Consider the following 17871-nt stretch of genomic DNA (forward strand, 5'->3'; position numbering starts at 1 on the left):
CCTGACGATATCGCGGCACTTCGTGATCGATTCCAGCGCTGGGAGCGGTCTGTCGACTCAGTGGGGCCATGATGCGGCACGAACTCAATCGTCGGCCCGAAACGCCGACGCCCGCGCCGAACGCCTACTATCGCGCTTGTGTCAGAGCGCGAACTCGTGGTGCTGGGCACCGCCAGCGCGGTGCCTACCAGACACCGTAACCACAACGGCTACCTTCTGCGATGGGACGGCCAGGGCCTGCTGTTCGACCCCGGCGAGGGCACCCAGCGGCAGATGGTGCACGCGGGCCTCAGCGCGCACGACATCCACTGGATCTGCGTCACCCACTTCCACGGCGACCACTGCCTGGGCGTGCCCGGCGTGGTGCAGCGCATCGCCCGCGACAAGGTCAGGCACGAGGTGCGCGCGGTCTTCCCCGCCTCCGGCACCACCTACTGGCGCAGGCTCAGGCACGCCGCCGCCTTCGCCGACACCGACCGGATCACCGAGCATCCCGTCACGGGCGAGACGGCCGTGGTGGGGCGGCTGACCGCGCGCCGCCTGTCCCACCCCATGGAGTCGTACGGCTACCGCCTGCAGGAGCCGGACGGCCGGCGCATGCTGCCCGAACGGCTCAAGGCGTTCGGCATCAAGGGGCCGGAGATCGGCGAGCTCCAGCGGACCGGCTCCCTACGCGGTGTCACCCTCGAGCAGTGCAGCGTGCCCCGCCCGGGGCAGTCCGTGGCCTTCGTCATGGACACCCGGCTCTGCGACGCGGTCTTCGAGCTGGCCGAGGGTGTGGACCTGCTGGTGATCGAGTCGACGTTCCTGTCGGCGGAGGCGGCGCTGGCCAAGGAGTACGGTCACCTGACCGCCTTCGACGCCGGGATGGTCGCCGCCCGCGCGGGCGTCAGGCGGCTGGTGCTGACCCACTTCTCCGAGCGGTACAGCACGGCCGACGAGCCGGCCTTCCTGGAGGAGGTGCGGCGCAGCTACGCCGGCGAGGTGGTGCTCGCCCGCGACTTCACCACCGTCCCCGTGCCCCGGCGACGCTGAGCCCCTCACCACGTCGGCGCCTCTGATGCCACGGGCCACCGTGAGCGCCGACCACGCAGGCGGCCCGGTGCTCCGGCGATGATGGACGGCCTACGCCCGGCACCTCCGTCATGCCGACGGCACCGAGCGCAGGCCCCAGCCGACACCTCCGTAATACCCACGGCGCCGAGCGCAGGCCCCGGCCGACACCTCCGTCGTACCGACGGCGCCGAGCGCGGGCCCCGGCCGGCGCCTTCGTCAGGCCCAGGTCGCTACGAAGTAGCCAACTCCGTAGGGCGCGATGCTCTCCAGCAGCCGCGCCCCCCGGGGTGCGGTGCCCTCCGCCGCGCCCGCCAGCACCTGGAACGCGGCCCTGCCCGCCACCCACAGCCCGGCAGCCTCGTCGTGGTCGAGCGCGGCCAGCGCGCCGGCGTCACCCGCACCCAGCGCCGCCGCGATCGCGTCGTTGTACGGCTGCGCCGCGGGGTCGAGGTAGCCGGGCGCCTTCTCGGTGAGGCAGGCCGAGCCGTCGCCCATGACCAGCAGCGCCGTACGCCCCTCCGCGACGAGCCGCTCCCCCAGGCGCAGGCACTCGCCCGGCTCGGCGTCGAACGCGATCTCGTGGAAAGCCGCCCTCTCCGCCACTTCGTCGCCCAGCAGCCAGCGGCCGATGGTCAGCGACAGCGGCAGGACGGGGTCGCCCTCGCCCACCCTGACGTCGACACCCCAGGGGCGCAGCGTCCCCGCCGGCTGCCCGCCGTACGCCGTGGTGGTCTGGCCGCCGCCCACGACCACCAGCCTGTCGTGCTCGACGGCGAGCGTCGCCTCGACCGCGGCGGCGCAGGCCGCGCGCAGGCCGTCGAGCTCGGGGGCGGCGGCCCCGGCGAGCGCGGGCACGAGCAACGGCGGATGCGGGCACACCGCGGCGGCGACAAGCACCGGACCAGGCTAACCGAGCCGCCGCCACACCCGGATGTCGCGTGTGCCATCGACCACGGCAGGCGTCACGCCCGCGCGCAGTCCCCCTGGTACAGGCCCCGAGCACGGGCCACCGGCCTGGACCCACGAGCACGGCCCCCCAAAATGGGGGCCTGCTGGAATCACCTCACACGGGCACAACCCCACAGGTGCAGCCGCCTCATAGGCGTGGCCGACGAGCGCGGCCCCACAAGCGCGGCCCTACAAGTGGCGCCCCACACATGCGGACCCACAAGCGCCGCCCTACAAGTGGCGCCCCACACATGCGGACCCACGAGCGCGGCCCTACAGGTGCCGCCCCACACATGGCGGCCCTGCATGCGCCGAACCCACGGGTTCGGCCTGTAGGTACGGCCCGCGGGCACGGACCCGCGGGTGCCTCCCGCGAGTACGGGTCTACTGGTATGGGTCGCGGCCTTCGGCGACGGCCACGAACAGGCTCGTGGCGTAGGCGTGGGCGGCCCGGTGCAGGCCGTGGCCGTAGCTCACCCTGGCGACGCCGAGCGCGGCCAGTTCGGACAGCGAGGGGACGCCGGGACGGAAGTAGACGTTGATGGGCAGTTCGGCGGCCAGCGTCCTGATCTCCTCGGCGTCCGCGACGCCGATCGGGTAGACGCAGTCCGCGCCCGCCTCCAGGTAGCGGCGGCCCCTGCGCAGGGCGTCCGCGGTGCTGCCGTCGCCCGCCACGTATGTGTCAACGCGCGCGTTGACCACGAGATCGTCGCCGGCCGCCGCCTTCACCGCGGCGAGGAAGTCGGCCTGCTCCTCGGGGTCGATCAGCACGCCGTCGCGGGAGTCCTCCAGGTTGCAGCCGACCGCGCCCGACTCGGCCAGGCGCTCGGCCAGTTCGGCGGGCTTGAGCCCGTAGCCGCGCTCGACGTCGGCCGTCACCGGGACGCCGACCGCCCTGGCGATCCTGGCGATGGCGGCGAACATCTCCCCCGGCGGCGTCCGCTCGCCGTCCTCGTAACCGAGCACCGCCGCCACCGCCGCGCTGCCCGTGGCCACGACGGGGAAGCCGGCCTGCTCCACTGCTCCGGCCGACGCGGCGTCCCACGCGTTGGGAAGGATCAGCGGGCTCCCTTTCACGTGAAGGGAACGCAGGCGGGCGGCGGCAGTCGCGATCGTCATGCCGCGGACCCTACGCACGCCTCCCGCGCGGTTGAAGGGCCACTCCGCGACGAAACCCCTGAGCCACCCTGAGGGTCACGAGCCCGTCCACGCGCCGTGAAGCCCACGGCGCGTGACCGCGGGCGCCACGGGTCCTGATGGCGAGCCGGGACCGACCGTGAACCGGTGGGCGCCACGGCCCCGGGGGTGAAGCCGGGCGCGACCGTGGAACACGCGGCGACTGTGAACCCGCGGACATGTCCGCGGAAGCTACGAAGACCGTAGGCGCGACCGTTGGGGCCGCGGGGCCGTACCCCCGATCAGCAGCCGTTCTTCGCGCACTGCCCCGGGACGGCGCCCGGAGGGCCGTCGGCCGGGCCGGGCTCGGCGGGCTCGGACGGCCGGTCGGTGCCGCTCGAGGAGCCGCTATCGTCCTGCCGGTCGGTGCCGTTCTGGGAGCCGCCGGGCTCGTCCTCGGAGCCGTCGCCGCGGCTCGCGGGGCCCGCCGACCCGGAGTCGGAGTCGCCGGCGGGCCCGTCGGCGGGAGCGGGGTCGCCCCCGGCCGACTCGCCGCCCTCCTCGGGAAGCGTGGCGTCGCCCTCGGCGCTGTCGCCCGGATCGCCGAGGTCCTCTCCTGGCCCCTCGCTGTCCTCCTCGGCCGCGCCGGCGCCCGCCGGTCCCGATCCCTGCCGGGCCTCGTCGCCGGGCTGCGAGACCGACGTGCCCTTGCCATCGCCGCCGGCGCCCAGCACCGCGAACCCGACCCCGCCCGCCGCGAGGAGGGCGACGAGGGCGGAGGCGGCGATGACGACGCCCTTCCTGCTCCTGCGCGGTCGTGGATCGTGTCCAGGCCCGGAGAGGATCTCCACTCCGTGGTCAGGCTGGCCCGTCGGGGAGGGGACGTGCCCGTGCATGAGAGAACTCCCTGCGGTCGTATCGGGGGGAAACGCGATGGCTTCCGCGGGTGATGGACCACACTAACCGCAGGAGCCGAATGCCCGCACACCAATCACAAAGGAATCACGACTTGTCATCATTTGACGCCATATGCCCAGGTTGGCGGGCGAGAGCGGTTCCCATCGCGGGCGTGGCCGCCGTCCTCGGGACCGCCGGACTGGGGGTTTTCCTGGCGCTTCCTGCGGATATCGATGATCGCTCCGATGAGCGTCGACCTGGGGCGATAAGGGCACTTACCGCAAATCCTGAAATATCAACTTCCACGGCAAGGGCAGACTCTCCCTGGGTACGGCCGGTGCCCGCCCCGCCGTACCCAGCGGCCGGACGGTGGTTCGGCGGCGGCCGCACCGGGGAAGCGGTGCCGCCCATGGACAGTGCGGCGTTCCTCGACGGAATGCCGCGCTCCGGCGGGCCGACGCTCCTCGACGGAACGCTGCGGTCCGGCGGGGCGGCGGTGGTGGACGGGACGCCGTCCTCCGGTGGGCCGTCTCCGGCCGAGGGGGAGCGCGTCGGTGGAGCGCCGCGTTCGGGTGGGGCCGCGAGTGTCGACGGAGCGCGGGGTTCGGGTGGACCGGCGAGAGTCGACGGAGCGCCGGGTTCGGATGGACCGGGGGAAGTCGGCGGAGCGCCTGGCTCCGGCCGGCCGACCGGTGACGAGGCCCCGGGCGGTCAAAACGGCGGCGCCCCGCCGCGGGCGAACGTGGCGGAGCGGACGCCGCGCAGCGAGCCCCGCACGCCCGCGGTCCAGCCGTCCGCGCCGGGCCCGGCGCCCGACCCCTGCGCCACGTTCCATGACCTGCGGCGCACGTACTGCTACGACGTGCTGGACCGCCTGACCCCCTGAACGGCACGGCCGCCGCGTCGAATGGCCCGCGGCCGGCACGGTTGCCTGGGGAAACCCGAAGGGCGGGGCCGCCCCACGTGCAGGAGCGCCCCGCCGTACGGCACGCGTCAGGAGGTGACGGCGCAGCCGGACGGTTCGACGGGCAGGGGCGCGGGCCTGCCGATGGTCGGCATGCCGAGCGCCACTCCCTTCGGCCTGGCAGCGGCGCCCTGGCGGGCCTCCCACGCGTCGCCCGCGCGGGTGCGGCGCAGCCCGAGCGGACGGTCGGCGACCAGGTGGTGCGGGGCGGCGTAGGTCACCTCGACCGTCACCATGTCGCCGGGCCGCGGCGCCCGCTCGCCCACCGCGAAGTGCACGAGCCGGTTGTCGGGCGCGCGGCCCGACAGGCGCCTGGTGGTCTCGTCCTTGCGGCCCTCACCCTCGGCGACCAGCACCTCGAGCGTGCGGCCGACCTGCTTCTTGTTCTCCTCCCAGGAGATCTCCTCCTGGAGGGCGATCAGGCGCTCGTAACGTTCCTGCACGACCTCCTTCGGCACCTGGTCGGGCATGGTGGCCGCGGGGGTGCCGGGGCGGATGGAGTACTGGAAGGTGAAGGCGTTGGCGAAGCGGCTCTGCCGTACGACGTCGAGGGTGCCCTGGAAGTCCTCCTCGGTCTCGCCGGGGAAGCCCACGATGATGTCGGTGGAGATGGCCGCGTCGGGCATGGCGGCGCGGACCCGGTCGATGATGCCGAGGAAGCGCTCGGCCCGGTAGGAGCGGCGCATCGCCTTCAGGACCCGGTCGGAGCCCGACTGCAGCGGCATGTGGAGCTGGTGCATGACGTTCGGCGTCTCGGCCATGGCGGCGATGACGTCGTCGGTGAAGGCGGCCGGATGCGGGGAGGTGAAGCGGACCCGCTCCAGCCCCTCGATGTCGCCGCAGGCGCGCAGCAGCTTGCCGAAGGCGAGCCGGTCGCCGAACTCGACGCCGTAGGTGTTGACGTTCTGGCCGAGCAGCGTGACCTCGAGGACGCCCTGCTCCACCAGCGTCCTGACCTCGGCCAGGACGTCGCCGGGCCGCCTGTCCTTCTCCTTGCCGCGCAGCGAGGGCACGATGCAGAAGGTGCAGGTGTTGTTGCAGCCGACCGAGACCGACACCCACGCCGCGTACGGCGACTCGCGCTTGGTCGGCAGCGTCGAGGGGAAGACCTCGAGCGACTCCTTGAGCTCGACCTGCGCCTCCCCGGCGATGCGGGCGCGTTCGAGCAGCACGGGCAGCGACCCGATGTTGTGGGTGCCGAAGACCACGTCGACCCACGGGGCCTTGCGGACGATCTCGCCCTGGTCTTTCTGCGCCAGACAGCCGCCGACGGCGATCTGCATGTCGGGGTTCTTCAGCTTGGCCGGCCGTAGGTGGCCGAGATTGCCGTAAAGGCGGTTGTCAGCGTTCTCGCGAACGGCGCACGTGTTGAACACGACCACGTCGGCGTCCTGGCCCTCGGGGGCGGGAACGTATCCGGCGTCCTCCAGCAGGCCGGAAAGCCGCTCGGAGTCGTGCACGTTCATTTGGCACCCGTAGGTGCGCACCTGATAAGTCCGGGTCACAGTCATGGCACTTCCAAGCGTAGGCGTTCCGCCGCAACACTCGCGCCGGGGCCGAAAATGAGGATGCCGTGATCGGATCGGTACCACCCGGTTAGTGACCGTTGCGTCCGACCCCTCTACGTTGTCATCCATGACGGAGAACTCGACTCCGCTGGTCAAGCTGGAGAATGTCCAAAAGCACTTCGGGGCGCTGCACGTCCTGAAGGACATCAATCTGACCGTTTCCCGCGGTGAGGTCCTGGTCGTGATCGGCCCTTCGGGCGGTGGCAAGTCCACCCTCTGCAGGACGATCAACCGCCTGGAGACCATCGACGGCGGCCAGATCATCTTCGACGGCACTCCGCTTCCAGCCGAGGGCAAGGCGCTGGCGAGCCTCCGCTCCGAGGTCGGCATGGTCTTCCAGTCGTTCAACCTGTTCGCCCACAAGACGATTCGGGAGAACGTCACGCTCGGGCCGACCAAGGTGCGCGGCGTCGCCAAGGACAAGGCCGACAGGCGGGCGATGGAGCTGCTGGAGCGTGTCGGCATCGCCGCGCAGGCGGACAAGTATCCGGCCCAGCTGTCCGGCGGGCAGCAGCAGCGGGTGGCCATCGCCAGGGCGCTCGCGATGGACCCCAAGATGATCCTGTTCGACGAGCCCACCTCCGCGCTGGACCCCGAGATGGTGCAGGAGGTTCTCGACGTCATGATCGGGCTGGCCCGTGACGGGATGACCATGGTGGTCGTCACGCACGAGATGGGCTTCGCCCGTAGGGCGGCCAACAGGGTGGTGTTCATGGCCGATGGTCAGATCGTCGAGGAGGCCACCCCCGAAGAGTTCTTCACCAACGCCCAGACCGATCGGGCCAAGGACTTCCTGTCGAAGATTCTTACGCACTAGAACTAGAAGAGGTGTCATACATGCGTGTTCAACGTGCGGGTGCCGCGATCGCGGCAGCGGGCGTCCTGATCGGGAGCCTGGCGGCTTGTGGCGGCGACAAGACCTATTCCAGCGTGCTTGAGAAGGCCCAGGACGGTGCGACGGTCGTCGTCGGCACCAAGTGGGACCAGCCGAGCCTGGGGTTGAAGAAGGGCGCCGAGCCCGAGGGTTTCGACGTTGACGTCGCCAAGGCCGTGCTCAAGGAGATGAACGGCGGCAAGGATGTCAAGATCGAGTGGAAGGAGTCGGCCTCGTCCAACCGCGAGCCGTTCCTGGCCAACGGCACGGTCGACATCATCTTCGCCACCTACTCCATCACCGAGGCCCGCAAGCAGAAGGTCACCTTCGGCGGGCCGTACGTGGTCGCCCACCAGGACGTGATGGTCCGCGGCAACGACACCGCGATCACCAAGCCGCAGGACCTGACCGGCAAGCGCATCTGCAAGGCCTCGGGTTCCAACTCCTACAAGCGGATCACCGACCCGCCGCCGGACGGCCAGCTCGACCTCGACGCCACGACGGTCGACGCCGCCAACTACTCCGAGTGCGTCCAGAAGCTGCAGGGCAGCAACCTCGACGCCGTCACCACCGACGACCTGATCCTGGCCGGCTTCGCCAAGCAGGCGCAGGCCTCCGGTGGCAACTTCAAGGTGCTCGGCCAGCCGTTCACCGACGAGAAGTACGGCGTCGGCCTGAAGAAGGGCGACACCAAGACCTGCGAGGCCGTCAACACGGCCGTGGCCAAGCTGTGGCAGAACGGCACCATGAAGCAGCTGCTGGAGAAGTGGTTCGGCGGCATTCAGGGCCTGCAGCTGTCGTCGGAGGCCCCGAAGGCCGAGGGTTGCGCCTAGCCGGACGGCGAGCGAAGGACCGGACGCGGCGGCCGGGTAGCCTCGGCCGCCGCTGTCATATCAACGGTGGAGCACTGTGGACGAACTGATTCAATACGCCCCTGAACTGGCGCGGGGGTTCATGGAGAACATCAAGCTCTCGCTGGTGGGCCTGGTGGTCTCCCTCACCCTCGGCACGGTGCTGGTGGCGATGCGGGTGTCTCCGATCCCCGTCATGCGCGTGGCCGGCACGGTCTACGTCAACATCGTGCGGAACACGCCGCTGACGCTGGTGCTGGCGTTCTCGGCGCTGGGCCTGAGCGACACGCTCGGCCTGGTCTTCTCCGACATACCGCGGACCAACTCCTTCTGGATCGTCGCGATGGGCCTGTCGTGCTACACGGCGGCGTTCGTCTGCGAGGCGCTGCGCGCGGGCATCAACACAGTGCCGCTCGGCCAGGCGGAGGCGGCGCGGGCGATCGGGCTGACGTTCTTCCAGTCGCTCAGGCTGATCATCCTGCCGCAGGCGTTCCGCGCGGTCGTGGCGCCGCTCGGCAGCGTGATGATCGCCATGGTGAAGAACACCACGGTGGCGACGGCGGGCGGCTTCCTCGGTGAGGTGGCGGCGACGATGAAGGAGATCTTCGACACCACCGGCGCCTCGATCCCGATCTTCGTGGGCATCGTGCTCGCGTTCATGGCCGTGACCCTGCCCATCGGCTACTTCACCGGATGGCTCTCCCGACGGTTGGCGGTGGCCCGATGAGCACCTCTGTCCTGTTCGACGCGCCGGGGCCGCGGGCCAAGATCCGCAACGGCATCCTGACGGTCGTCAGCGTGGTCGCGGTCGCGGCCGTGCTCTACGGCATCTACGCGGGCTTCGACGCCAAGAACCAGTGGGACAGCCGCATCTGGCAGCCCTTCCTGCAGGCCGAGACCTGGGAGATCTGGATCATCCCCGGCCTGATCGGCACGTTGCGGGCGGCGGCCGTGGCGGCCGTGCTCGCGCTGCTCTTCGGAGCGGTGTTCGGCCTGGCCAGGCTCTCCGACCACAAGTGGATCAGGGTCCCGGCGGGCGTGGTGGTCGAGGTCTTCCGCGCCATCCCGCTACTGCTGCTGATCTTCTTCATCTTCTACCTGGCGCCCACGCTGTTCGGCGGTGGCGACTACGCCTTCATCTCGGTCGTCCTCGGCCTGATGCTCTACAACGGCTCGGTGCTGGCCGAGGTGGTCAGGGCCGGTGTGCTGGCCGTGCCCAAGGGCCAGTCGGAGGCGGCGTACGCGATCGGGATGCGCAAGAACCAGGTGATGCGCCTGGTCCTGCTGCCGCAGGCGGTCACCGCCATGATGCCGGCGATCGTCAGCCAGCTCGTGGTCCTGCTCAAGGACACCGCGCTCGGCTACATCATCGCCTACGTCGACCTGCTCAACACCGGTTTCAAGATCCTTCCCTCGGCGCTCTTCGGCTCGCTGATCCCGGCCGCGATCGTGATCGGCGTCATCTACGTCGGCCTCAACATGGCGCTGAGCGCGCTGGCCACCTGGCTGGAGCGGCGCAGCAGGCGCAGCCGCAAGACCGCGGCGCCGCCGGTCGTCCCGCCCGCCGCGGGCATGCTCGGCGGCGGACCCGCTCCGGCGGCCCCCGGCGCGGCGGAGGCCGTGTCCACGATGGAGTAACGGCCACGAGAGGCATGGTTTTCCGGCAGGATGCGGCTATGCCTCTCTGGCTTTCTCCCATCTCCACCACCGACGTCGCGAGCTCGGGCCTGCGGCTGGCGTGGCCCACCGTCTCCGGCGAGGAGATCTGGTGGACCGAGGACCGGCCCGACGAGGGCGGCCGCACCACGATCGTCCACCGGGCGGCCGACGGCACGCGCACCGAGCTGCTGGCCGCCCCGTGGAACGCCCGCAGCAGGGTCCACGAGTACGGCGGGCAGCCGTACCTGGTGACGCCGCGCGGGGTCGTCTTCGTCAACTTCGCCGACCAGCGCCTCTACCTGGTGACCTCCGGCGAGCCGCGACCGCTCACCGCCGACGACGGCTCCCGCTACGCCGACCTGCACCTCGGCGACGGCCGATTGTGGTGCGTGCGCGAACGCCACGACGGCAAGGTCACCCGCGCCATCGTCTCGATCCCCCTCGACGGCGGCGACGCCGGCGAGCTGGTGACCGGCAACGACTTCTACGCCTCCCCCACCCTCTCCCCCGACGGCCGGCACCTTGCCTACATCTGCTGGAACCATCCGCGCATGCCGTGGAACGGCACCGAGCTGCGCGTCGTCCGCCTGTCCGACGGCGACTCGTGGACCGTCAAGGGCGGATCCACCGAGTCGGTCCTGGCGCCGCAGTGGAAAGACGACAGCCACCTCTACCTCGTCTCCGACTCGTCGGGCTGGTGGAACCTCTACCTGATCGGCATCCACGGCACCTCCCTCCAGGCGCTCCACCCGGCCGAGGAGGAGTTCGCGGGGCCGCTGTGGTTTCTGGGCGGCCAGCCGTACCAGGTGATGGGCGACGGGCGGCTCGCCGTCCTGCACGGGCGGGGCGACCTGCGCCTCGGTCTCCTCGACCCGCGGACCGGCGTCCTGAACGACCTCGACGTGCCCTACTCGGGGTGGGATCCGGCCCTGTCCGCCGACGGCACGATGCTGGCCGGAGTCGCGTACGGCGGGGCGATCCCCCGCTCGGTGGCCAGGATCGACACCGTGACCGGCACGGTCGAGGGCCTGCGCCGAGACATCACCGAACTGCCCGACGTGGCCTACCTGCCCACGCCCGAACCCGTCGAGTTCACCGGCCGGCTCGGACGGCAGGTGCACGCCTTCCTCTACCGGCCGCTCCACGCCGACGGCGCGGCACCCTACGTGGTGTTCGTCCACGGCGGGCCGACCGCGCACAGCGGCTCGGCACTCGACCTGGAGAAGGCGTTCTTCACCTCGCGCGGCATCGGCGTGATCGACGTCAACTACGGCGGCTCCACCGGGTACGGCAGGGCCTACCGCGACCGGCTGCGCGGCCAGTGGGGCATCGTCGACGTCGAGGACACGGTCGCCGCCGCCGAATGGCTCGTCGCCGAGGGGATCGCCGACCCGGCGCGCATCGCCGTCCGCGGGGGAAGCGCGGGCGGCTGGACGGTGATGGCGGCCTGCTGCCGGTCGGACGTCTTCGCCGGCGGCGTGTCCTACTACGGGGTGAGCGCGCTCGCCCCGCTCAACGCCCACACGCACGACTTCGAGTCGCGCTACACCGAATGGCTGGTCGGGCCGGAGGATCCCGCGCTCTACGCCGGACGGGAGCCGCTGGCACTGGTCGGCGGGGTGTCATGCCCGATGCTGCTGCTCCAGGGGCTGGACGATCCGGTGGTACCGCCCGCGCAGTCGTCGGCGTTCGCCGACGCGCTGTCGGAGCGGGGGGTGTCGTGCACGTATCTCGCGTTCGAGGGGGAGTCGCACGGCTTCCGCCGCACGGAGACGAGGACGGCGGCGCTGGCCGCCGAGCTGTCGTTCTACCAGCAGATCTTCACGTTGCCGTAGGGGCCGGGGCGGCGGCCCGCGCACCACGGGCGCGGGACCGGCCTCAGGCTTCGAGCCGGGGGCGGGCGCGGGACCGACCCCGGCCGGTGGGCCGAAGAACCCGGCCGGCGTCCCCGACGTGACGGCGGGCACCGAAGTCCTGCTGGAGCACGCGTGGGAGGACGGACGGTCACCGGTGACCCCGGTGGCCTCGACCGTGGCGTGCCGTACGGGAAGGACCGGACGGCGTCAGCGGGCGAACTCGGTGGCCCGGGACTCGCGGACGACGGTGATGCGGATCTGGCCGGGGTAGGTGAGCTCCTCCTCCACCTGCTTGGCCACGTCGCGCGCGATCACCTGGGCCTGGATGTCGTCGACGGCGTCCGGCTTGACCATGACGCGGATCTCGCGGCCCGCCTGCATGGCGAACACCTTGTCCACCCCGTCGAAGGAGGTGGCGATCTCCTCCAGGCGCTCCAACCGCTTCACGTACGCCTCCAGCGACTCGCGCCGCGCCCCCGGCCGCGACCCGCTGATCGCGTCGGCCGCCTGGGTGAGCACCGCCTCCACCGTGCGCACCTCAACCTCGTTGTGGTGCGCCTCGATGGCGTGGACGACGTCCTCGTGCTCGCCGTAGCGGCGAGCGATCTCCGCGCCGATCAGCGCGTGGCTGCCCTCGACCTCGTGCGTGAGCGCCTTGCCGATGTCGTGCAGCAGCGCGCACCGCTTCAGCAGCTGATGGTCCATCTTGAGCTCGGCGGCCATGATCCCGGCGATGTGCGCGGACTCGATCAGGTGCTTGAGCACGTTCTGACCGTAGCTGGTGCGATAGCGCAGCTGGCCCAGCAGCAACGTCAGCTCCGGGTGCATGTCGGTGATCCCGAGCTCGACCAGCGCGTCCTCGCCCGCCCGCGCGCACAGGTCCTGCACCTCCTGGCGGCTGCGGTCGTGGGCCTCCTCGATGCGCTGCGGGTGGATCCGCCCGTCGAGCACGAGCTTCTCCAACGTCAGCCGCGCCGTCTCCCGCCGCACGGGGTCGAAACAGGACAGCAACACCGCCTCGGGCGTGTCGTCGATGATGAGGTTGACCCCCGTCGTCGACTCGAACGCCCTGATGTTGCGCCCCTCACGACCGATGATCCGGCCCTTCATGTCGTCACCGGGCAGGTGCAGCACGCTGACCACGGACTCCGCCGTCTGCTCGGCCGCGATCCGCTGCACCGCCAGCGTCACGATCTTGGTGGCGCGCTTCTCGCCCTCCTTGCGGGCGTCGCTCTCGATCTCCCTGACGATCAGCGCGGCCTCGCGCTTGGCCTGGTTCTCGATCTCCTTGACCAGCTCGTTCTTGGCCTGATCGGACGTCAGCCCCGCCACACGCTCGAGAATGGCCCGGCGCTCGGTCTCGACCTGCAGCAGCTCCTCACGGCGGTCGGCCAGCTCCGTCTCGGTCTCGGCAAGCTTCCTGCCCCGCTCGGTCTGCCGTCGAGCCTCCTCGTCGAGCCGTTGCTCCCGCTCGCCCAGGCGGTTCTCCCTCCGCTCCAGGTCGGCCCGCAGCTCCTTCAGCTCGTTCTTGAGGATGCGGCTCTCCTCCTCGACCTGCTGCCGCATCTGCGCCGCCGTCTCTGCCGCCATCTCCGACCTGCGCAGGATCTCGACGGCGTCGGACTGGGCCTTGTCCCTGATCTGTACGGCTTCGCGGCGCGCCTCCTCCAGCTCCGACTGCACCGCGGCCAGCTCGTCCGGTGACGGTTTGACCGCCTGAGGCGGCGTCAGGGCGGCAGTACGGCGCAACAGCACGACAAACGCGACGATCATCACGCACGCCAGCAGGAGCACCGCCACCGCCAGCACCACGACAGGCGTCTCCATGTGCGCCCCGCCCTCCTCGCGTCACAGCTTCCAAACGCCCCAGGAGGGGTCACGTGCACGGCACGGATCGCCCCATCGGTGTCTCCACCAGGACAAATATCAAGCCAAGGCGGACCGGGCGTCGACGTGGACCGCCGACACCTTGTCGTTCATGGTCAATCGAGCTCGCTCGTCCGTAGTTCACCGGTATGGCAATCCGCACTGCGCGGAGTAACTCCTCACTGCCGTCGAGGTTATGCGTCGAAGAGGTAACGGGCAAGCAAAGACTCATTGTCAAGCGTGTCCTACCATCAAATCGAGCACATACCGCACGATCTTTCCCAAAATGGCCGACATGCCGTCATTTACCCAGCTAATCCTGACCTGACGCGCCCCGGAGACGCTGATCTCAGCACCTCTTACCGGTTCATGACCGGACCGCCGCACCACCCCCGATCATGATCGTCGGAGGGTCGGAGCGACCATGATCAGGCCTGCTCGAACCGGCGTTTCCACCGCGCCTGACGGGCTCCTCGCGGATCACCCACCGGCCCCGGTGCGGGACTCCTTAGTTTGGAGAACGGTCTAACGTCCGGGGGCGATCGCACGGTCCCCCGACTCGCCCGCACGACGGGTCGTGCAGCCCCATGACCAGCGCAACCACCCTCGACGGGCCCGCCCAGGCCCCAGCTCCCGGGCAAGGCGAGGTCGGCGAGACCTCACGGCCGGGTCAAGCACCCGCCGTCGCCAGGAAAGCCCACCCTCCTAGGCTGAAGGAGGCCGCCTACCGCTCGTCCGAGGGAGGCCGCCTGCCGCTGTCTGGAGGGTGCCACCTACCGCCTCGGATGGTGGAGAAGCCCCTGCCGCGGTGGAGAAGCCCCCGCCCGCCTCCGCGTCGCGAGGGAGCCGCAAGGCACTCCCTCCGCGTCGTGGGGAGCCGCAAAGCACTCCCTCCGCGTTGCAGGGAAGGCGCGGACCACCCCTCCGCGTCGCGAGAAGCCGCAAAGCACTCCCTCCGCGTTGCGGAGAAGCCGCGGACCACCCCTCCGCGTCGCGAGAAGCCGCAAAACGCTTCCTCCGCGGCTAGGGGAAGTCGTCCTCCACCTCGACACCCTCGCTCTCCAGCGCCTCACGGACCACCCGGTAGGCCACCCCTGCCCCGTACCCCTTCCGCGCCAGCATCCCGGCCAGCCGCCGGGTACGGGCCTGCGGATCAAGCCCACGGGTGGAGGCGAGCTTGCGTTCGACGAGCCTGCGGGCCGTCTCCACCTCCTGGTCGGAGTCGACACGCTCGACGGCCTCGTTGATCGTGTCGCTGTCGACGCCCCGGTGCCGCAACTCCGCCGCCAACGCCCGGCGTGCGAGCCCCCGACCATGGTGCCGGGAGTCCACCCACGCGTCGGCGAACGCCTCGTCGTTGATCAGCCCCAGCTCGGTGAACCGATCCAGCACCGCCTCCGCGGCCTCCCTGGGCACATCGCGCTTCCGCAATGCCTCGGCGAGTTGCGCCCTCGTCTTCGGCGCCATCGTGAGCAGCCTCAGGCAGATGGCCCGCGCGACCGACTCCGGGTCCGCCTCGGGGCCCGAGGCCGCCTCGGACCCTTCCTGCGGCCCCTCCGCCCAGCCTGCGGAGCGAGCTCTGCCGCTTCCCTTCCGCGACCCGCCGCCGCGCCGCCTTCCCTGCCCCTGACGTCGACCCTCACGGCGCCCATCTTCCGCCCCGGACCATCCTTCAACAGAACCGTCCTTCGACCCGAACAGGCCACCCTCGGGACCGTCCCCGGCCCCCAACAGGCTGCCACCGGGACGCTCTCCCGACCCGAACAGGCCATCACCGGGCCCCTCTCCGAACCCGAACAGGCCATCACGGGACCCCAACCGGGCGTCACCAGGCCGGTCTTCCGCCCCGGACCGCCCTTCACCAGGCTCCTCTCCGGCCCCGAACACGCCCTCAGAGGGCCGCTCTTCCGCTCCGGACCATCCTTCGGCAGGACCGACTTCCGCTCCGGACCGCGCTTCGCCAAGCCCGTCTTCGGACCCGCACCGTCCTTCACCGGCACCCAGGCCCGGCGCCGACCTGTAAGGACCGGCTCCGGCCGCGTCCGTCTGCCGCTCCTGGGGCTCGTCGTCCTGCTCCCGGTGCCCCCGCTCGTCGTGTGGCGGACGTTCGACCGAGCCTCGCCTCCGGGGGATGGACTGTGGCCACCCCGTAGGGCCCTTGCCGCCGACCTCCCCGACGCCCCCGGAACCGGACGTTCCGGAAACGGCAGGACGGTAATCGCTGGATGGCCCAGCCGACCACGCGGCATCCGACGCTCTGTTCGGCGTGTCCTCTCCCCTGGCCCACTCGGGCGCCTCACCTTTGGAGTCGAAGTCGACGAAGCCGTCACCTGAGCCGAAGCCAGCGCGCCCCCGTCCCGAGCCGGCACGATCCCGGCCTCGGCTGCTACCCCAGCCGCCCTCAGCGCGACCGTCCGAACGGCGACCACCCCGACTGCCATCGCTACGCCGGCCCGAGGAGCTTGCATCCCAGCCGCCCCCATCACGGCCGGCACCCCGGTGGCCATCAAGCTGTCGCCCCGAGTCGCTCGCACCCCGAGCGCCATCACCACGGCCGCCTGAAGCACCCCAACCACCGTCACCACGACCACGTGAAGCGCTTCCGCCCCGGCCGCCATCGCCATGACCGTCCGTGCTGCCGTCATCCCAGCCGCTGTCGGCGTGATCGGTCGAGAGGTCGTCACCCCAGCCGGTAGGGGTCGAGGAACGCCTTCCCGCAGATCCACCGCCACCACGGGTCGACCGAGGGGCGCTGTCGTCACTGCCGGTCCAGCGGGACTCACCTCGGGCGCGGCGGGAGCCCTTACGCGAGCGTGATGCCCCGCGACTTCCCGACAGGCCGTCGTCGCCGGAAGCGAGCCCACGTTCCAAGTGGGTGCCGTCGTCTCCTGACTCCAGCCACCCGTACGGCCGGCCGCCGTCATCGCCGGACTCGAGCCACGCGTTCGACCCGCTGCCGTCGTCGCCCGAGCCGAGTCCTCCCTCGGGGACGGCCCACTGGTCCCTGGACGATCGGGCCTGAGACCGGCGCTTGGATCGTGGTTCCCGCTGCGGGATGTCAGGCCACGCGCCCCAGTCATGCGCCGCCCCCGGACGGTCATCCTCTGCCTCGCGTCGAGAGGGCGGTTCCTGTGCGGCGGTGTCTTCAACGGGGTCTTCTGCGCGCGCGCTGCTGGGCGATGGTTCCGGCGAGGCCGTGTTCTCGCCGGCCGTCGGAGCGACGGCCGGTTCTCTGAGGACGGGGTCGCCACGATCGTCCGGAGAAGCGCCCCCTTCGCCGCCACCGGCCGCCTGAGCGAAGGACGAGCGTCCCTCCCCATAGGGCGAGCGTCCCTCCGCGTGGGACAAACGCTCCGCCACGAGTGGAGTCGGCCCCTCGGTGTGGGAGCTGCCGCCCTCCACACGGGCAGTCCGTTCCTCGGCCCGGGAAGTGCGGTCTTCCACACGGGAGGCGCGTTCGTCTCGTGTCGAGGGACGCGCCTCTGCCTGGGACGTCCGATCCCCACTGTCGGAGGCGCGGTCGTCAGGGTGGTCGGTGGGTTCGGCGCTGCTGGTGGGTGACCAGGCCGGGCCTGTCGCGGCGAACGGCCAGGCGGGGGTGGGCTCGTCGGCCGAACGCGGCCGTGCCCGGCCTCTTCCACGCGACGCGCGGGGTGAGGCGAGGTCGGCGACGCCGTCGGGGATGCTGCCCCAGGCGTCCGCGCCGGTGGTGTTCGTGCCCCACGAACCCGTGCTCCGGGATGCCGTGCCCCAACTGTCGGCGCCCGCGCTGTTCGTCTCCCACGAACCCGAGCCAGGGGATCCCGTGTCCCAGGTGTCCGCGCCCGTGCTGTCCCCGCCCCACGGACCTGAGCCAGTGGGCCCCGGGCTCCAGGCGTCCGAGCCGGCACTGTCCGTGCCCCACGACCCTGAATCCTGGGTCCCCGTGTCCCAGGATTCAGGGTCGGCGCTGTTCGTGTCCCGCGAGCCCGAGCCAGAGGGTCCCGGGCTCCAGGCGTCCGCGCCGGCACTTTCCGCGTCCCATGAACCCGAGCCCCGGGATTCCGAAAGTCGGGATGCTGTGCTCCAGATGCCCGAGTTCCACTGGTCAGCGTCATACCGCCGTCCGGGGCCCCAGCCGGTGGGGTTCCGTAGGTCCCAGGAACCAGAGCCGGGTGAGGTCCACGGGTCGGAGTCTGCCGTGTGCCGGCCGTCCGGTCCGCGGTCATCGAGGCCC

At 71.1% G+C, this 17871-nt stretch carries 13 protein-coding genes; 7 read left to right on the forward strand and 6 right to left on the reverse strand.

Annotated elements, in window-relative coordinates; translation table 11 throughout:
• The first annotated feature begins 138 nt into the window (after positions 1 to 138).
• On the forward strand, positions 139 to 1035 hold the full coding sequence (locus tag ABZX22_RS06860; RefSeq protein ID WP_354906632.1) for a ribonuclease Z: 897 nt from the start codon (positions 139 to 141) through the stop codon (positions 1033 to 1035).
• 237 nt (positions 1036 to 1272) lie between these two features.
• Here ABZX22_RS06860 and ABZX22_RS06865 read toward each other — a convergent pair whose 3' ends face one another.
• The 3 genes from ABZX22_RS06865 to ABZX22_RS06875 all read right to left on the reverse strand — a co-directional run bounded on the left by ABZX22_RS06865 (position 1273) and on the right by ABZX22_RS06875 (position 4016).
• Positions 1273 to 1953: a hypothetical protein gene (locus ABZX22_RS06865; RefSeq protein ID WP_354906633.1), complete on the reverse strand. Its 681-nt coding sequence runs from the start codon at positions 1951 to 1953 to the stop codon at positions 1273 to 1275.
• Between the two features lie 435 nt (positions 1954 to 2388).
• Positions 2389 to 3123, reverse strand: a complete 735-nt coding sequence (locus ABZX22_RS06870) for an isocitrate lyase/phosphoenolpyruvate mutase family protein (RefSeq protein ID WP_354906634.1) — start codon at positions 3121 to 3123, stop codon at positions 2389 to 2391.
• A gap of 299 nt (positions 3124 to 3422) precedes the next feature.
• Positions 3423 to 4016 carry a hypothetical protein gene (locus ABZX22_RS06875; RefSeq protein ID WP_354906635.1) on the reverse strand — a complete coding sequence of 198 codons (594 nt, stop codon included), beginning with the start codon at positions 4014 to 4016 and terminating at the stop codon, positions 3423 to 3425.
• Between the two features lie 743 nt (positions 4017 to 4759).
• On the opposite strand from ABZX22_RS06875, the gene ABZX22_RS06880 reads away from it, so the two are divergent.
• Positions 4760 to 4903 (forward strand): hypothetical protein, encoded by a 144-nt coding sequence (locus ABZX22_RS06880; RefSeq protein ID WP_354906636.1) that lies wholly within the window; start codon positions 4760 to 4762, stop codon positions 4901 to 4903.
• Between the two features lie 107 nt (positions 4904 to 5010).
• On the opposite strand, the gene miaB is transcribed toward ABZX22_RS06880, so the two are convergent.
• Positions 5011 to 6492, reverse strand: a complete 1482-nt coding sequence (gene miaB, locus ABZX22_RS06885; protein WP_354906637.1) for a tRNA (N6-isopentenyl adenosine(37)-C2)-methylthiotransferase MiaB — start codon at positions 6490 to 6492, stop codon at positions 5011 to 5013.
• 124 nt (positions 6493 to 6616) lie between these two features.
• On the opposite strand from miaB, the gene ABZX22_RS06890 reads away from it, so the two are divergent.
• The 5 genes from ABZX22_RS06890 (at position 6617) to ABZX22_RS06910 (ending at position 11768) form a co-directional block, all read left to right on the forward strand.
• A complete protein-coding gene (locus ABZX22_RS06890; protein WP_354906638.1) occupies positions 6617 to 7366 on the forward strand; it encodes an amino acid ABC transporter ATP-binding protein in 750 nt (249 codons plus the stop codon).
• Positions 7367 to 7386: 20 nt separating this feature from the next.
• Positions 7387 to 8256, forward strand: a complete 870-nt coding sequence (locus ABZX22_RS06895) for a glutamate ABC transporter substrate-binding protein (protein ID WP_354906639.1) — start codon at positions 7387 to 7389, stop codon at positions 8254 to 8256.
• A gap of 76 nt (positions 8257 to 8332) precedes the next feature.
• Complete coding sequence (locus ABZX22_RS06900; RefSeq protein ID WP_354906640.1) at positions 8333 to 9001, forward strand: amino acid ABC transporter permease; 669 nt, start codon at positions 8333 to 8335, stop codon at positions 8999 to 9001.
• A complete protein-coding gene (locus ABZX22_RS06905; RefSeq protein ID WP_354906641.1) occupies positions 8998 to 9912 on the forward strand; it encodes an amino acid ABC transporter permease in 915 nt (304 codons plus the stop codon). The genes ABZX22_RS06900 and ABZX22_RS06905 overlap by 4 nt, the downstream gene beginning before the upstream one ends.
• A 38-nt stretch (positions 9913 to 9950) precedes the next feature.
• Positions 9951 to 11768: a prolyl oligopeptidase family serine peptidase gene (locus tag ABZX22_RS06910; RefSeq protein WP_354906642.1), complete on the forward strand. Its 1818-nt coding sequence runs from the start codon at positions 9951 to 9953 to the stop codon at positions 11766 to 11768.
• Positions 11769 to 11996: 228 nt separating this feature from the next.
• On the opposite strand, the gene rny is transcribed toward ABZX22_RS06910, so the two are convergent.
• Together rny and ABZX22_RS06920 are read right to left on the reverse strand one after the other, a co-directional pair.
• On the reverse strand, positions 11997 to 13616 hold the full coding sequence (gene rny / locus ABZX22_RS06915; RefSeq protein ID WP_354906643.1) for a ribonuclease Y: 1620 nt from the start codon (positions 13614 to 13616) through the stop codon (positions 11997 to 11999).
• A gap of 1062 nt (positions 13617 to 14678) precedes the next feature.
• Positions 14679 to 15122: a regulatory protein RecX gene (locus ABZX22_RS06920; protein ID WP_354906644.1), complete on the reverse strand. Its 444-nt coding sequence runs from the start codon at positions 15120 to 15122 to the stop codon at positions 14679 to 14681.
• Positions 15123 to 17871 lie beyond the last annotated feature (2749 nt).

Source organism: Nonomuraea sp. NPDC003804 (assembly GCF_040610675.1).
In the GTDB taxonomy this organism is placed as follows: domain Bacteria; phylum Actinomycetota; class Actinomycetes; order Streptosporangiales; family Streptosporangiaceae; genus Nonomuraea.

Coding starts and splice junctions, on each gene's coding strand:
- ABZX22_RS06890 (WP_354906638.1), top strand. CDS start 6,617: ATGACGGAGAACTCGACTCCGCTGGTCAAGCTGGAGAATGTCCAAAAG.
- ABZX22_RS06870 (WP_354906634.1), bottom strand. CDS start 3,123: ATGACGATCGCGACTGCCGCCGCCCGCCTGCGTTCCCTTCACGTGAAA.
- ABZX22_RS06905 (WP_354906641.1), top strand. CDS start 8,998: ATGAGCACCTCTGTCCTGTTCGACGCGCCGGGGCCGCGGGCCAAGATC.
- ABZX22_RS06895 (WP_354906639.1), top strand. CDS start 7,387: ATGCGTGTTCAACGTGCGGGTGCCGCGATCGCGGCAGCGGGCGTCCTG.
- ABZX22_RS06875 (WP_354906635.1), bottom strand. CDS start 4,016: ATGCACGGGCACGTCCCCTCCCCGACGGGCCAGCCTGACCACGGAGTG.
- miaB (WP_354906637.1), bottom strand. CDS start 6,492: ATGACTGTGACCCGGACTTATCAGGTGCGCACCTACGGGTGCCAAATG.
- ABZX22_RS06920 (WP_354906644.1), bottom strand. CDS start 15,122: ATGGCGCCGAAGACGAGGGCGCAACTCGCCGAGGCATTGCGGAAGCGC.
- ABZX22_RS06910 (WP_354906642.1), top strand. CDS start 9,951: ATGCCTCTCTGGCTTTCTCCCATCTCCACCACCGACGTCGCGAGCTCG.
- rny (WP_354906643.1), bottom strand. CDS start 13,616: ATGGAGACGCCTGTCGTGGTGCTGGCGGTGGCGGTGCTCCTGCTGGCG.